The sequence below is a fragment of the Terriglobia bacterium genome, assembly GCA_032252755.1.
In the GTDB taxonomy this organism is placed as follows: domain Bacteria; phylum Acidobacteriota; class Terriglobia; order Terriglobales; family Acidobacteriaceae; genus JAVUPY01.
Window position 1 is genome coordinate 35140 of the sequence record JAVUPY010000085.1, and the last position, 13068, is coordinate 48207.

The window sequence follows — 13068 nt, forward strand, 5'->3', positions numbered from 1 at the left end:
TTCCGGATACCAGGTACCTGGAACCCAATCCGTAGGGTCAAATCTCGCGTTCTGCACACTCTCACACCAATTCACAGCACTGAATTCATCCTCTCCAGCGTAAGATAATTAGTCATCTTCTCGGGCCATCATGACCGAACGCCGGAACCTGCAGTTCGTTCTCGACGCCGCGCAGTCGGGCGCCTGCGTGATCAGTCCCAACACGCGAGCGGCGCGTAATCTCAAGCGCACTTTTGCGGACCGACAGCGCGCCAACAACCACGCGGCATGGCGAAGCCCGGAGGTTCTACCCTGGTCGGCTTGGCTCAAGCGACTTTGGCAGGAGCAGCTCCTCCACTCTTCCGGACATTTCAGTGCGCTGCTTGATGAGCGCCAGGAACGGTATCTGTGGGAGCGAATCATTGCCGCCGACCAACCGAATCTTGATCCCGGATCGCTCGCCCTGGAATGCAGTCGAGCCTGGCGAACCGTTCATGCTTACCGCATTCCGCGGGAGAAGGGCGCATTCCGCCGGAAGCCCGACACGGCGGCTTTCTTCCGCTGGTCCAGCTCATATGCATCTGTGTGCGAGAGGAATGGATGGCTCGACGAAGCGCGGTTACCCGATCAGTTGCACGCGATGGCGGTTACGGCTATCGAAGGTCGGGAGATCATCTTCTGGGGGTTCGATTTCTTTACCCCGCAGCAGCAAGCTCTTGTATCGGTGCTCGAAGCAGCGTGTGTGGTACGCACGATTGGCGAGCCGGATAGCGAATCTGCAGCGGCATCACGAATTGCTTCGGAAGACAGCCACGCGGAATTGCGAGCCGCTGCGCTGTGGGCGCGTGAGATTCTGGAAGAAGAGCCGAAGGCTACCGTCGGCGTTGTTGTCCATAATCTCGACGATCTGCGCGGAGCCGCAGAGCGAATCTTTCTGGAGGTCCTGCATCCCGGAGCCTTGACAGTTTCGGGAACCGCAGCGCCTCGTGCCTTTGAGATCTCCCTGGGAGTGCCGATATCAAAGGCACCGATCATTGCCACTGCGCTCGCAGTTTTGGAACTCGCGAGCAGGTCCCAATCGAGTGAATTCGTCGGCCGGCTATTGCGGTCGCCATTTCTGGGTGATCCCGATGAAATGAGTGCACGGGCGGTTCTGGACACCGAGATTCGCTCGCGAGGCCTCAGCGAACTGTCTCTCGACAGTCTGAGAGATGCTGCGGATCGCCGGACGGCGTGCCGGGGATTTGCGATTGATTTGCGGAACTTCCAAACTGCGGTAGCGCGGTTGGCAGGACCGCGTTCGCCGAGCGCCTGGAGCCGCGAAATTCTGCCGTTGCTGAGCAAGGCAGGTTGGCCGGGTTCACGAGGCGTGAATAGCAGGGAATACCAGGCGCAGCGCGCGTTTGTTCAGCTGCTCAGCGAATTTGCGCGCCTCGATCTTGTCGCCGAGCCGATGGAGTTTGCGGCGATGGTTCGCCGATTGGTGCGAGCCGCCGAGGAGAAGATCTTCCAACCGGAGAATCTCGGCGCACCAGTTCAGCTCGTAGGTCTACTGGAGGCATCGGGTTCGCGGTTTGACTATCTCTGGGTCATGGGATTGCATGCGGCGGCGTGGCCTCCGGAGGCGCATCCGTCTCCCTTTATTCCGATCGATCTCCAGCGATTGCACAACGTGAAGGGAGCTTTTCCGGCTGAGCGGCTGGACTACGCGCGCGAGACCATGAAGCGGCTGCTGCATTCTGCCGGAAATGTAATTGTCAGTTGGCCGATGCGAGAACAGGATGTCGAGCTGACAATGAGCCCGCTCATAGCGGAATTTCCTGAGATCGCGCGAGCGGCAACTCCCGTTACATTATTGAGCTTCGGACACAAGCTCTTTGCTTCGGCGGCTGGCGATAATTCGCTCGACGATCGTGGGCCGATCGTGACCGAACCGATCAGCTCCGGTGGTACCAAGGCATTTAAACTTCAGGCTGCATGCCCATTCCGCGCTTTTGCGGAGCTTCGCCTGGACGCCAGCGAACTCACGGTTCCGGAGCCCGGTGTTGACCGCAAGCTCCGGGGGCATCTGCTGCATAAATCACTTGAGATCATTTGGAGTGAACTCCAGTCACAAGCGGAGTTACAAGTACAAAATAAAGTAAAACTTGAAGAGCTTGTAACCAATAGCATTGAGCGCGCGGTGAAACAGAGTGACCATGCGATGCCGGCCCAGTGGGAGCAACAGGTCGTGGCGATCGAGCGCGACCGGCTAAAGAATCTGATTCTCCGGTTGCTCGAATTGGAGAGCGGGCGGCCAACGCCGTTCCGTGTGATTGAACTGGAGAAGAAGAGAGAAGTGACACACGGCGGCATAACAGTGGACGTGAAGGTGGATCGGATCGACGAACTCGAGGGCGGCGGATTGGTACTGCTTGACTACAAGAGCGGCAAGCCGACCCTCAGCCAGTGGGATGGCGACCGGCCTGAGGACCCGCAGGTGCCCGTCTATGCGACGGAACTAGGTTCGCGACTCGCAGCGGCGGGATTTGTGCAAATTAACTCGGAAGAAATTACGTTCAAGGGATATGCCAAGCATTCCGGAGTTCTGCCTGGATCGGTGGAAAACTTCGAGTCGATGTCGGGGAAGAAACGGCCGGCGCCGTCTTTCGAGGAAATGCTGCAGAACTGGCGCGACACGCTGGACAAACTGGGCAGCCAATTCCGTGCAGGTCATGCGGCAGTCGATCCCAAGAACAGGAAGAAAACCTGCAATGAATGTCATCTGGGGATGCTCTGCCGCGTGAATGAAGTTCGCCCCGGACAAGAAGAGGACGAGTATGCAGGATAATCTCAGCCTCTTCGCCGTTCCCGAGATTGATAGAGACGCGTTCGAGCGCGAACGGGCGCTCGACACCGGTACATCGTTCATTGTGCAGGCGCCCGCGGGCTCCGGCAAAACCGAACTGCTGGTACAGCGGTTCCTGGCGTTACTTGCGATCGTTAAAGAGCCGGAAAACATCGTCGCAATTACGTTCACCCGCAAAGCTGCAGGCGAGATGCGCGCCCGGGTGACAAAAGCACTACGCGAAGCTGTTGACACGGTGCCGCCGGAGGAGGAACACAAGCGCCAGCGCTGGAAACTCGCACATCGCGTGTTAGCGCGCGACGAGAAGCGTGGCTGGAAGCTGCTGGAGAGCCCAGGGCGGTTGCGCATCGTCACCATCGATTCGCTTTGCCACAGCATCACCAGAATGATGCCACTGACGTCGAAATTGGGCGCGATGCGAAACGTCACCGATAAGCCAGGTGACCTTTATGCGGCGGCAGCGCACCGAACCATCCAGCTCCTGGGAACTTCGAACCCGATTGCGCTGGACGTGCGGCGAGCGCTCGAGCACCTCGACAACAACGTAGCCGAACTCGAGAAGCAGTTGTCGGATATGCTCGGCCCGCGCGACCAGTGGTTGCGGCACGTCGATCTCGGCAACGCCGCACAATTGCGCGCCAAAATGGAAGCAACGCTGCGGCGAATCGTCTGCGACCGGCTTGAAGCGGTGCAGAGAATGATTCCCGACGATTTGCGCCGGGAACTGGTGAGGCTGAGCCAGATCGCCGCGACGAACAAGAAACTCGATGATCCTCAGCACGTCATTGTCTCCTGCGAACACCTGGACGGATTTCCGGACTGTACCCCAGAAGCGCTGGACAGTTGGAGAGGATTGGTCGAGTTTGTGCTGACCAAGACAAAAAATCACTGGCGAGGACGACCGGACAAAACGATTGGATTGCCAAGACATGAGAAAGAAGAGAAGGAGAACTATGAAGCTTTAATGTCAGCACTGAGCCAGATCCCAGGTCTTGAAGAGTCTTTAGCATCCATTCGTGGACTTCCGCCGGCACGCTACTCCGAGTCACAGTGGGCGGCGCTGGAATGTTTCGCGCGGCTGCTGCCGCGTGCCGCGGAACAACTGAAAGAAGCGTTCGTCGAGCAGCAGACCTGTGATTACGCTGCGATCTCAGAAGCCGCATTGCAGGCGCTGAAAAGCTATGGAGCGCCCACTGACCTCGCGATGGCTCTGGGAGAGGGAATCGAGCACCTCCTGGTGGATGAGTTCCAGGATACGTCCGTCAGCCAGGTAAAACTTTTGGAAGCGCTCACAGCGGGTTGGAAGCACGGCGACGGGCGGACTCTGTTTCTTGTCGGAGACCCGATGCAGTCGATCTACCGCTTCCGTGAGGCCGAAGTCGCATCGTTCATTCGCGTTTCGGAGACGAAGTCGTTCGGCGCGATCAGCCTGGAACTGCTGCAACTGGAAAAGAACTTCCGCTCGCGACAGGTCATTGTCGATTGGGTCAACCGTGTCTTTCCCACGGTTTTTCCGAAAGAGGAGGATCTCGGGACCGGCGCGGTGAAATTCTCTGCGTGCCGTGCGGCAGCGCGGAATAAAGAGGGTGAGGCAAAGGTTCAACTGCATACGCAGTTCGGAACCAACGACGAGACGAGACAGAAAGAGGCTGAGCAGGTCGTACAGGTTGTGCGCGACTTACGCGCGCGGCATGAAAAAACCGCGGTGCTCGTGCGCTCGCGAACGCACCTGTACAACATCGTCTCCTCGTTGCGTGAAGCGGCAGGATCGGAACCGGCTCTTCGCTTCCAGGCAGTGGAGATCGATGCTCTTGCAGAGCAAGTAGTGATCTCTGACTTGCGAGCGCTCACACACGCGTTACTGCACCTCGGAAATCGAGTTGCGTGGTTGGCGATTTTGCGAGCGCCCTGGTGTGGCCTCTCGCTTCGCGACCTTCACGCGCTGGTCGAAGGACAGAAATACGCGACGGTGCTGGAGTTGATTCGAGAGCGCCGGGAGCGGTTAAGCGAAGATGGGCAGGCACGACTTGGACGTGTGCTGCCAGTCATGGATGCGGCATTGGCACAACGCGGAAGATTGCCCTTGCGCCAGTGGGTGGAGTCGACTTGGCTCAGCCTGAACGGTCCGGCATGCCTGCGCGAGAGCCGCGAAATGGAAGACGCGGCCGCGTTCTTCGATTTACTGGATGAACTCGACTTTGGAAGCGACGTTGAAAGCCTCTCTGCTTTCGATAATGCTGTCGCGAAGCTCTTCTCCCAGCCCGACCCGGACGCCACCGATGCCATCCAGGTAATGACTATCCACAAGGCGAAAGGTCTTGAGTTCGACGCCGTGCTGCTGCCCGGTCTCGGACGTCACACCCGGGGGAACGACCACAACTTGCTACTGTGGAGCGAGCGGGAAGTTGAAGGCGTCCCTGAACTGCTGATGGCCGCGACGAAGGCGAAGGGCGCAGAGGATGATCCGATATACGGCTTTCTGAAATGCACGGAATGCGAATGCGAAGATAACGAGTTGCGGCGCCTGCTTTATGTGGCGACCACGCGTGCGAAGCATGAACTGCACTTGTTCGCGAGCCTCGCTTGTGATGCGCAAGACTATTTGGCGGGTAATAAGCAACCACAGCGGCGGAGCATGTTGGGCCTGCTCTGGCCGGCCATCGAATGCAGTTTCCGGGAGCAAGCCAACGTGCGGGCGGCGAACCTGCAGGCTGAAGAACCGCTGCGGATTGCGGCTGCGGCAGAAGTCGAGGCACCCCCTATGCTGCGACGCTTGCCGCTCGCATGGCCTCTGCCGGAGATACCGGATGGTGTTCAGTGGCAGCCGGGACGCGAGCCGGAGGCAATAGATCCCGATGACAATGTGACTTACGACTGGGCGGGAGAGCGCGCACGGCGCGTCGGCGTCGTAGTTCATGCAATGCTTCAGCGGATAGGGGAAGAGGGCCTGGCGAAATGGAACGAAGAGCGCGTCAGAAACCTGCGCCCGATGCTTGGATCAGCATTGGGAAATGAGGGCGTTGCGCCGTCAGACCTGCCCGACGCAGTCGGCCGTGCGGAAAAAGCGCTGCTGGCGGCGATCAGCGAAGAGCGAGGTCGATGGATTTTGCAACCTCGTGCGGGTGCTCAGAACGAATTCGCGCTGACGGGTTTCTTTGGGAGCAATCTAAACAGCTTCGTCATCGACCGGACGTTCGTTGCTGATGGCGTGCGCTGGATCGTCGATTACAAGACAGGCCTGCGCGAAGGCGGCGACCGCGAAGCGTTCCTCGATAATGAAGTGGAGCGCTATCGCGAGAAGATGGAGCGGTACGCGGAGATTTTTCGCCGGTTCGACTCGACCGTACCTGTCCGTCTGGCCTTGTATTATCCACTCATGAGTGGGTGGCGCGAGTGGGAGCCGCGATCGTCAGGGCAGCCGGCGAGTTCGGCTCAAGTGGGGAAATCCTGAAGATTAAAGGACCCACGCCGGCTGGCTGCGGCAGACGTGGGTCACAGATTCAACACCCGACGTTCTATCTTGCTGCTGCGGTGCTTGCGGCTCCTTCGAGCGTGTAAACCAGCTCAACGCCGCGGGCGGCCATTTCGCTCAGGAACTGTTTCGCCGGAACATCGCGTTCCTGCAGTACGGCGCCTCGCTTGGTGATTTCACCGTTTACCATCATTTGCAGGACAACGCTCGCGGGCCACGCGGTCGTGCGCATCATTGAGGTCAGCTTCGTCGCGGGATCGTACTTGTCGATCATCGTGAAGGCTGCTACGTGGCCGTCGCGGTGGGCCTCGACACGCATGACAGTCACATCTGGTTTATCGCCGCTGAACTTCTCAACCATCAGGTCGGACATCACAGCGCGTGGTGCAATCTCCATTTTCCCGATCTTGCGTTTCTTGCTGGAGAAAAGCCCGAGGTCATAGAGCGATCGGATCATCTGCACATGGCCGGGATAGCGCAAAGTCTTCTCGAAGCACTCGCCGATGTTCTTCCCGTAAGTTTCGGGCATCGTCGAGGTTCCGCCCGAGGTGTGGAAGGCCTCGAGTTCGGGAAAATCCGGAATCTTGAACAACTCGATTTCGGTCAGAGGCTCGACCATTACCAGTTTGCCGTTACGCAGAATGCGCGCCGGTTCGCAGTATTCGTTGATCAGCCCCTCGACGGAGAAGACGAGTTGGTAGTTGAACGGTGGCTTGGGGTCCTGCGGAAGGCCGCCGACATAGATTTTGAGCGCATCGGCTTTGCCGCCGATCCGCCGCATGAGTTCGCCGCCAAGAATGGACGCCATGCCGGGCGAAAGGCCGCAGTCGGGGGCAATCCCAACACCTTTCTTCGCAGCCTTCTTGTCGAGTGCGAGTTCCTTGCGAACAACAACGTTGTTTCCACCGAGGTCGGCAAAATGAGACTTGGCATCGATCGCTGCTTCTGCGAGCCCAAGATTGTAGAAGTAGGGAACTGCGGACAAGGTTCCGTCGTGTCCCCGCATTTTCTTTACCGCGTCGCGGCGGCTGGAGGCATCGATGCCCGTGGCTTCGACTTTCTTGCCGGGAACCATCTTGTTGATACGCTTGGCAGCCTCGTTCGAGCGCCGCGTGTCGGCGTCAGCGAGCGTGACACTCTCAACGCGAGCGCAGCGAGCCATGTCATAGGCCGCCGACGAACCCATCATTCCTGCACCAATCACCAGAAGCTTCATTGCGATCTTCTCCCTGTGACTGCAAACTCTTCAGAATACCCGATCCTGTAGCGAACCAGGAAACGTTTTGAGCGGCACCTTACCCGTGCGCCAGGTCGTCAGCGGATTCCAAGGGCGTCCCGCAGACACGACAGATGACGGCACAACAATCGCCGCAGGTGAGGGGGTCATCCACCTCACGCGCACAGACGGGACAGTACAGAGGCGTCGAGGCTGACTGCGGCGTCGTGGGCTGGTTTTCGAGCATGGATAAACGGTAGCATAGATACAAGCAGAAGTTTGTGATGGACCACCTTCTAAAAACCGTCGACAAACAGGCAAGTGGTGAGTAACTGAGAATTGAGAACTGTCTTTATGAAACCTGACGCGGACGAAATACTACGGCGGGAGTTTAACGCTTGGGCGGCTGCGGGCCGTGGCGAGGAGATGGAGCAGCACCACATCAGCATTGCCGAGCAGACGATTCGCCGGATGAATTTGAAGCCCGGCGAAAGGGTGCTCGATCTTGGCTGCGGCGTTGGTTGGGCAACACGGATCCTGGCGCGGCTTGTTGGCGACGGGCCGGATAGTGGCGGGCAGGTGGTCGGGCTCGATGTCGCCGACGAAATGATCTCGCGTGCGCGCGCTGCCTCGAAGGATTTCGAAAACGTGATGTTCATCTGGGGCTCCGCGCAGAAGATTCCCTGGCAGGAAAATTACTTCAACAAGGTTCTCTCCATTGAGTCGTTCTACTACTACGCCGACCAGGATCTCGCGCTGGCGGAACTGTTCCGCGTGATGGCTCCCAAAGCTCATCTCTACATCCTGATAAACCTTTATCGCGATAATCACTATTCGCTGCGATGGGCGGACGAGCTGAAGGTTCCGGTGCAGATCCGTTCCGAGCAGGAATATGTCGACTTGCTGCGCAAACACACATTCGAGAACGCCGAGGCACATCGAATTCCAGACGAAACGCCAACGCCGGAGACTTATTCGGGAAAGTGGTTCAAGAACGCCGCCGAGCTACGCGACTTCAAAAGAATCGGGGCCTTACTTTTGACCGCACAGAAGCCGGATGTGAATTCACCCCCGCGCGCCATGGAGCTTATGTAGTGCCCGAACCTCGCAGACAATGACGAGGGGTCCCGCCCCCGCCCAAAGAGGTGGCGGGAGATCGTAGATTCTTGCAACTTGTGCCTTGAACCTTGTACCTTGTCTCCAAATGCAGAAGCCGCCGGTTCGGGCAGAAGCCGGCGGCCTCCCGACCTCTTGCGAGGTCCTGTCTTCGGCGTCACACGGGCGTGTGGCGCCGAACGTGTCTTCCGGAAAACCGGAAGACCGGACGTCATCCTCAGTAATAGCGACCCTTGTCCTCGGGCAGAAGGTTGGTCACTTTGCCGAGAGGTTTGCCGTCCGGAGCTCTCTGTATCTCGATCCCGCCGTTCACGGTCGAGAGTTTCATGCGTGTTTCGCCCTTGCCGAGCCGCGCGCGCAACTCGCTGCCAGGTGCGAAATGTCCATGATTCACGGGGATATTGAAGTCGTTCGAGATGTTGCCGTGTACGGTGCTGGCATTAATTTCCGCCGAAGCGTCGGAAGGGATTTTGAGCGCGACCTGGCCGTTTACGGTGCCAAGTTCAACCGAGCGTGCCGGAGCTCTCATATCGGCGAGCACTCGGCCGTTGACCGACTGCAAATTCATATCACCGGCGACTTCTCGTGCTTCGACCTCACCGTTGACGGACGAAGCGCGGATCCCGCCTTGCACGCCCTGGATACTGACGCGGCCGTTTACCAATTCGATTTTGTCGAGCCTGCCGCGCCTGGGCACATGCAGGGTATAGTCGACTGTTGCCGCGTGGTAATTGTGCCGGTCCTCGGGATAGTGCGTCCGAACGTCAATCGCGGATGAACCCGCTGTCACCTCGATCTTCGCCTCGTCTACCAGTTCCTTTGTGTCTCCGGTCTTCATGGCATCAATCTGGACTTCGTTCTTATCCCAGGCTACGACCGTTACCGCGCCGTTCAGGTTCTTAACACTAATACGTCCGTCAGGGCTGATGGGATAGGTCTTGTGGAATTCTTCGGTGACGCCAGCGTGCGCCGGAAGACTTGCGAGCGCGACCGCCAGGGTGACGCCTAAGAGGACTCCCCATAAAGTAGCTTTGCGACTGGTCGGCATAACCCTCTCTCCTCCGTTGCCGTGTTAGACGAAGCAGTAGCTGAATGGTTAGTGATACGGAAATGGCGCCATAAAGGTTCCGGTGAGGCGGTTCGGGGTAGGCTCGGTTAGGGCGGAACTCTCGACCGGATCGAAGCGGGTTGCCTGAACTGGCACAAATCCTCGCGAGTTCCCGGAAAAGCCTGTCAGACGAGACCTTCCAGCAAACTATCGTATAATTGCTACCCACTTCGCAGAGACACTCCTGATTCGGACCATTGTTTATCAGAGGTTTGCGGATTGCGATGTTGGCAATATCTTTGCAACAGAAGACTTGGGTGCGGCGCAAAATTATAAAGGTCGACGATCGCACCCGGATCAAAGCTGCTGCGGTTTCCTACTTTTGAACCTCATTCTGGGGATGTGGAATGCCGTATCGTTATGGTTATGAGGCAAGTTCTCATGAGGAGAGTACGTCCTCTCCCGTATCGCTGTCGCGCCGTGAGAAGCGCGCCGAGCGACTGCACAAGCAGATTGCTGCGGCGCAGATAGCGCACGAACTCGCGCACGAGATCAACAACCCGCTCGAAGCCCTCATAAATCTGCTCTATCTATTGAAAACCTCGGCTGAAACCCCGGAGGAACTTGCGCATCACGAAGAAGCGGAACGCCAGTTGGCGAGGATCGCCACGCTGGTTCGCAGCATTCTCGCGATCGAGCACGACGATAATCAGGACCATTTCGAATTCGCCACGCGCCTTCTTGATCCCGCGATCATGAGTGAATACAAGAAGCGGTATGACGAAGCTCTGCACCTCGCTGCAATTGTGGAGAGCGCCCAGGACGCGATCTATTCGAAGAAACTCGACGGAACCATCATGGCGTGGAACGCAGGCGCAGAACGGCTCTTCGGCTACTCTGCCGCGGAAGCGCTCGGCCGCAGTATTCGTATCCTGGTTCCGCGGGATAGCGCCGATGACGAACGCACGATCATGGAGAAATTGCGGAAAGGTGTGCGCGTTGAGAGCTATGAGACCGTACGACAGACAAAGGAAGGGCAGTTGGTGCGCGTCTCGGTTACCGTTTCGCCGATCTTCAACCCTTCGGGCCGGGTTGTGGGAGCATCAACAATCGCGCGAAAACTCCGGGGTTGAGCTAGTTGTTTTGACGAACGAAGGCCGGCGCTGGCCGGCCTCTTGGGTTCCCCCTTCTTGATTGAGAACACCGCCGCGCCTTTCTGCTCCTCAGGCGAATCTCACCTTAACTTCTTGCCTCTTGTCCAGGTGAATGCTCTCAATGAAGCGCACGCGCCCCGTATCGAGTGTCACGACGATCGATGATGTTCGCACGCCCTCGCCGAAGAAGCGAACTCCCTTCAGCAAGTCGCCTTCGGTCACGCCGGTCGCGGCAAAGATGATCTGCTTACCAGGCGCGAGATCTTCAGCCGAGTAAACCTTTTTCACGTCGCTGATGCCCATCTGGGCCATGCGTTCTTTCTGTTCGGGTGTGTAACCGGTCAGTCGTCCCTGCATGTAGCCGTTCAGGCAACGGATAGCGGCGGCGGTGATTACGCCTTCAGGCGCCCCGCCAGTGCCCATGACGGCGTGAACGCCGGTACCGAGAATGGCGGCCGCGATTCCCGCCGACAAGTCGCCATCGCCGATGAGCTTGATTCGCGCCCCGGCCTTGCGAATGTCACTAATGAGCTTCTCGTGCCGCGCGCGGTCGAGGACGATAACAACGAGGTCTTCGACGTCACGGTTGAGGCCTTTCGCGATCTGCTTCAGGTTATGCGCTACGGGAGCATCGAGATCGACCAGGCCCTTACACGATGGGCCGACCACGATCTTCTCCATGTAACAGTCGGGCGCGTGCAGCAGACCACCGTGTTCGCTCGCGGCCAGCACGGTGATTGCGCCCGGTGCGCCGGTAGCACAGAGATTCGTTCCCTCAAGCGGGTCGACAGCGATGTCGATCTTCGGTACAGGCGTGCCGTCGGGGAAGTGCGCTCCAACTTTTTCGCCGATGTAGAGCATCGGTGCTTCGTCGCGTTCGCCTTCACCGATGACGATCGTGCCCTCCATGGGAACACTATCCATCGTCTCGCGCATCGCTTCTGTGGCTACTTCGTCGGCACGCTTGCGGTCACCGAAGCCCATGGTTTTTGCCGACGCGATCGCCGCGTTCTCGACCACTCGAAGAAGTTCAAGTGCGAGATCGGATTCGATGTTTACGCCGAAGCTCTTGGCGACGGATTCGTGCTTGTTATTCGCGGTGATGGACATGTTTCCTCGTGTTCTTTGAGGTACAAGGTGTAAGGTATGAGTCCAAGAAAAATGTGTCTTGGCACCTTGTACCTTGAACCTCGGGCCTCTTGAAGAGTTGCCCCACTTTGCACTCTGAGTCGAGCGGCAAGCATTCTCTATCGTCTGTCAGAATGCGTCAATTCCCGTAATCGAATTTCCAATAATCAGCGCGTGAACGTCGTGCGTGCCCTCGTAGGTCTTTACCGATTCGAGGTTCATCATGTGGCGCATGATCGGGTAGTCGTCGGCGATACCGTTGGCGCCCAGAATGTCGCGGGCCATGCGCGCGCACTCCAGCGCCATCCACACGTTGTTCCGCTTCGCCATCGAGATGTGCTGGTGCTGTACCTTTCCTGCATCCTTCAGGCGGCCTACCTGCAAGACGAGCAACTGCGCTTTGGTGATCTCGCTGATCATCCAGACCAATTTCTCTTGAATAAGTTGGTGGCTGGCGATCGGCTGATCGCGGAACTGTTTGCGCATTTTCGAATATTGCAGCGCTGTGTCGTAGCAGGCCATGGCAGCGCCCACAGCTCCCCATGCGATTCCGTAGCGCGCCTGGTTCAGGCACATGAGCGCGTTCTTGAGCCCTTCGGTCTTAGGCAGGACATTGGACGCGGGAATGCGTACGTCCTGCATGGATAGGCCGCTCGTCACGGAGGCTCGAAGGGACCATTTGCCGTGGACGTCGTCAGCCTTAAATCCGGGCCGATCGGTTTCGACGAGGAAGCCACGAACGCGATCGCCCTCGTCGGCGACCTTGGCCCAGACTACGGCAACATCCGCGATCGAGCCCGAGGTGATCCACATCTTTTCGCCGTTCAGGACGTAATCATTACCGTCTTTCCGGGCGCGAGTACGCATGCCGCCGGGATTGGAGCCGAAGTCGGGTTCGGTCAGACCAAAGCAGCCGAGTTTCTCGCCCTTTTGCATTCCGGGGAGCCATTTCTCCCTCTGCTCGTCGCTGCCAAACGCCCAAATGGGATACATGACAAGCGCCGACTGCACGCTGACGAACGAGCGCACGCCGCTGTCGCCGCGCTCGAGTTCCTGCATGACCAACCCGTATTCGACGTTGGACATCTCGGCGCAGCCGTAGCCCTT

General features: G+C 58.2%; 8 protein-coding genes. 4 read left to right on the forward strand and 4 right to left on the reverse strand.

The features are described 5' to 3' along the window. The first annotated feature begins 130 nt into the window (after positions 1–130). Positions 131–2809 (forward strand): PD-(D/E)XK nuclease family protein, encoded by a 2679-nt coding sequence (locus ROO76_21050; GenBank protein ID MDT8070657.1) that lies wholly within the window; start codon positions 131–133, stop codon positions 2807–2809. Beyond that, positions 2799–6278: a UvrD-helicase domain-containing protein gene (locus ROO76_21055; protein MDT8070658.1), complete on the forward strand. Its 3480-nt coding sequence runs from the start codon at positions 2799–2801 to the stop codon at positions 6276–6278. Before ROO76_21050 ends, ROO76_21055 begins: the two co-directional genes overlap by 11 nt. Positions 6279–6342: 64 nt before the next feature. Here ROO76_21055 and ROO76_21060 read toward each other — a convergent pair whose 3' ends face one another. Continuing rightward, positions 6343–7515 carry a saccharopine dehydrogenase C-terminal domain-containing protein gene (locus ROO76_21060; GenBank protein MDT8070659.1) on the reverse strand — a complete coding sequence of 391 codons (1173 nt, stop codon included), beginning with the start codon at positions 7513–7515 and terminating at the stop codon, positions 6343–6345. Positions 7516–7869: 354 nt separating this feature from the next. Here ROO76_21060 and ROO76_21065 point away from each other — a divergent pair, with 354 nt between their 5' ends. Further along, positions 7870–8610, forward strand: a complete 741-nt coding sequence (locus ROO76_21065; protein ID MDT8070660.1) for a methyltransferase domain-containing protein — start codon at positions 7870–7872, stop codon at positions 8608–8610. Between the two features lie 238 nt (positions 8611–8848). Here ROO76_21065 and ROO76_21070 read toward each other — a convergent pair whose 3' ends face one another. Beyond that, positions 8849–9679: a DUF4097 family beta strand repeat-containing protein gene (locus ROO76_21070; protein ID MDT8070661.1), complete on the reverse strand. Its 831-nt coding sequence runs from the start codon at positions 9677–9679 to the stop codon at positions 8849–8851. A 407-nt stretch (positions 9680–10086) separates the two neighbouring features. Between ROO76_21070 and ROO76_21075 the strand changes: the two genes are divergently transcribed. Next, positions 10087–10812 (forward strand): PAS domain S-box protein, encoded by a 726-nt coding sequence (locus ROO76_21075; protein ID MDT8070662.1) that lies wholly within the window; start codon positions 10087–10089, stop codon positions 10810–10812. A 90-nt stretch (positions 10813–10902) separates the two neighbouring features. Here the strand turns inward: ROO76_21075 and glpX are convergent, their stop codons facing one another. Both glpX and ROO76_21085 read right to left on the reverse strand, forming a co-directional pair. Then, a complete protein-coding gene (glpX, locus tag ROO76_21080; protein ID MDT8070663.1) occupies positions 10903–11943 on the reverse strand; it encodes a class II fructose-bisphosphatase in 1041 nt (346 codons plus the stop codon). Positions 11944–12090: 147 nt separating this feature from the next. Continuing rightward, the coding region (locus tag ROO76_21085; GenBank protein ID MDT8070664.1) for an acyl-CoA dehydrogenase family protein at positions 12091–13068 on the reverse strand (978 nt) is incomplete at its 5' end.

Coding starts and splice junctions, on each gene's coding strand:
- ROO76_21050 (MDT8070657.1), top strand. CDS start 131: ATGACCGAACGCCGGAACCTGCAGTTCGTTCTCGACGCCGCGCAGTCG.
- ROO76_21055 (MDT8070658.1), top strand. CDS start 2,799: ATGCAGGATAATCTCAGCCTCTTCGCCGTTCCCGAGATTGATAGAGAC.
- ROO76_21060 (MDT8070659.1), bottom strand. CDS start 7,515: ATGAAGCTTCTGGTGATTGGTGCAGGAATGATGGGTTCGTCGGCGGCC.
- ROO76_21065 (MDT8070660.1), top strand. CDS start 7,870: ATGAAACCTGACGCGGACGAAATACTACGGCGGGAGTTTAACGCTTGG.
- ROO76_21070 (MDT8070661.1), bottom strand. CDS start 9,679: ATGCCGACCAGTCGCAAAGCTACTTTATGGGGAGTCCTCTTAGGCGTC.
- ROO76_21075 (MDT8070662.1), top strand. CDS start 10,087: ATGCCGTATCGTTATGGTTATGAGGCAAGTTCTCATGAGGAGAGTACG.
- glpX (MDT8070663.1), bottom strand. CDS start 11,943: ATGTCCATCACCGCGAATAACAAGCACGAATCCGTCGCCAAGAGCTTC.